This is a genomic window from Nitritalea halalkaliphila LW7 (assembly GCF_000265075.1).
Lineage (GTDB): Bacteria > Bacteroidota > Bacteroidia > Cytophagales > Cyclobacteriaceae > Nitritalea > Nitritalea halalkaliphila.
Window position 1 is genome coordinate 1 of record NZ_AJYA01000091.1, and the last position, 2,188, is coordinate 2,188.

Consider the following 2,188-nt stretch of genomic DNA (forward strand, 5'->3'; position numbering starts at 1 on the left):
GACGTGCGTTTGCGTTTACGCTAAGTGAGCCGAAGCTGACGTCTAGGCGTTCGATCTGAGCCGGAACGGCCACTTCGATACGTAAGGCATCATTAGCTGGCTGAAGCGCTTGGTAAAGGACCACGCCCTCGGGAGTGCTTACCGTGAAGAGTGCGCTAAAGTCAATCGGTGCTTTTAGTGGTTCGAATTCCACCTGTACGGAACGAAAACTGGACCAATTAAAACCCTGAGGAGCGCTCATGGCGTTTTGGTCGAAAAGGTTCTCCACAGACGGATTTTCCTGCGGCATGCAGGAGGCGAAAGCGAAGAGTGCCACGAGCAAGGTAAAAAGATAAGTTTTCATGTGAGTGTGTTTTAGAATATACGAAAGGTAGCTTTCTTTCACGTAAACGATGGTTTCTTTCGATGTAGCCCCGTTTATTTTCGATGAAACGTGAAAGATAGTGAGACTGCGCATTCCTTTACAGCAGGTAGTTTTTATAATGGTATCAGAGTGGATTTGATGGCTTTTATGTGGCGAAGCTACAGAAGGGTTAGTGTCCTTTGGGCCAGGGGCCCAAAGGCTGATGACGGCAGACCGCATAAAAAAAAGGAGCACCTAAGGCGCTCCTCTTTTCCACTTTATACACACAAATTATTCCTATCTTATTTCGTAAAGAACTTGCTCTTTTCTCTGTAGCTGGGCTTATCCATGAACCAGTCAGTAAAGTTATTTCCCTTAGATTTTGCCCATTCGCTCATTTTCAGGAATCCTTCTGTAATAGGGGTTTGCTCCTGCATGAAAGGAACCTCATCAGGCACTAGAATTGCCCATGGCAAGTTGGTGTCTTTTGCCGTGTAATTTACTGTTCCATTCATGCTGTTATCTGCCGCAGTTCCGAAAAGAGATGGATTAACCAGATCTGTAGCAGATTTTCCAGGTAAATGAATTTCCCGTCCGCGTTCTTGGTTTGCGATCAAGAATGGGTTCATGGATTCTGCTTGGATGAGGCTTCCCTGGATGTTAGCAGATTCTTTTATTTTTATGCTAATCCTTATAGGGGCTACTTCAGGGCTTGTCGTGCCACCTATCAGTAAGGGGTTATTAATGGATGGGATCACGGTTCTTACGTTTTCCAAAACGATTACCGTAAGGTTTGTTTGGTTTGCTTCTGCCCCATTTGCTAGATAATTGAAAATTTCAGAGTTTCCTTTTACGGTCCCTGTAACTTGATCCACAGCTCCTACGGGAATATGTGGGAAAGCGATACCGAAGCTATTATCGAAAGCGGCACCAGCTGCTCTTGGTAGAATAGTAAGTTGAATTTCCTTTAAAACTCCCTTAGAGGTCGTGATCTTTTCTCCTTTAATTCCTAAAACAAGATCATTAAAGTCATAATCGCCTAAGCCGGGCCATAAGTCCTCAAACATCAGCGTACTGTAGCCACTAGTACCCATAAGTGAGCTTGTGATGTCCCCTTCTGGTTTAACGGTAGTGTCTAAGGTACAGTTTTTCGTAGGATCTGAAGCATAGAGAGAGGGTATCACTAGATCATCTAATGCGATACGGCCATTTCCACCATTACCAGTAAAGGAAATCATTATTTTACCTGATTGACCCACTAAGTCTGTAGGTACTGCTACAGAATAAGTACGTAGCTGTTGGTTAGTGGGCTCCGGTAAATTTTTTGTAAAGAAGTGTCTTGGTGTGCCTTTTGGCCGCTGGCATTCGCAGCGAATGGAACAAAGCTAAGGTGGACATTACGATCTGTGGCAGGGTTGCCATCCGTTTTTAGCTTGAAGGTGATTTCTCCTTCATTTAAAATTAGCCAAGGTGTTAATATGCTTTGATCTCCAATAGTGGATGAGTTCGCTGGGTTTGTGGTTCTAGCAATATGGTTACCCGATATTTCTACTGAAGCGTGGATATTCATGCTGTTGAATTCCCAGCATATGGTGCGGTATTGGCCTACTGCCCCGAGTTCGTTATCTAGGATGACCTGGGCCTGAGCTAGTGGGCTCCAGAGAAGTCCGAAAAGCCCTATGGATGCGATAGAAGAAAAAAGCTTAGTCATTTACAGGGAAGTTAAAGGTGATAGAAGACTGACGTGCGTTTGCGTTTACGCTAAGTGAGCCGAAGCTGACGTCTAGGCGTTCGATCTGAGCCGGAACGGCCACTTCGATACGTAAGGCATCATTAGCTGGCTGA

3 protein-coding genes are annotated in these 2,188 nt (G+C 44.9%); all 3 read right to left on the reverse strand.

Translation table 11 applies throughout. The annotated features are described in order from the left end of the window. Nucleotides 1-343: hypothetical protein (locus A3SI_RS18555; protein ID WP_083836569.1), on the reverse strand; the 343-nt coding region annotated here is incomplete at its 3' end. A 302-nt stretch (nucleotides 344-645) separates the two neighbouring features. Beyond that, nucleotides 646-1,602, reverse strand: coding sequence for an LruC domain-containing protein (locus tag A3SI_RS16320; protein ID WP_238531828.1), 957 nt, complete (start codon nucleotides 1,600-1,602; stop codon nucleotides 646-648). A gap of 17 nt (nucleotides 1,603-1,619) precedes the next feature. Continuing rightward, nucleotides 1,620-2,054, reverse strand: coding sequence for a hypothetical protein (locus A3SI_RS16325; RefSeq protein ID WP_009057654.1), 435 nt, complete (start codon nucleotides 2,052-2,054; stop codon nucleotides 1,620-1,622). Between the last annotated feature and the right edge of the window lie 134 nt (nucleotides 2,055-2,188).

What these genes read in the sequence shown, in the direction of transcription:
- A3SI_RS16325 (WP_009057654.1), bottom strand. Translation starts at nt 2,054, where the DNA reads ATGACTAAGCTTTTTTCTTCTATCGCATCCATAGGGCTTTTCGGACTT.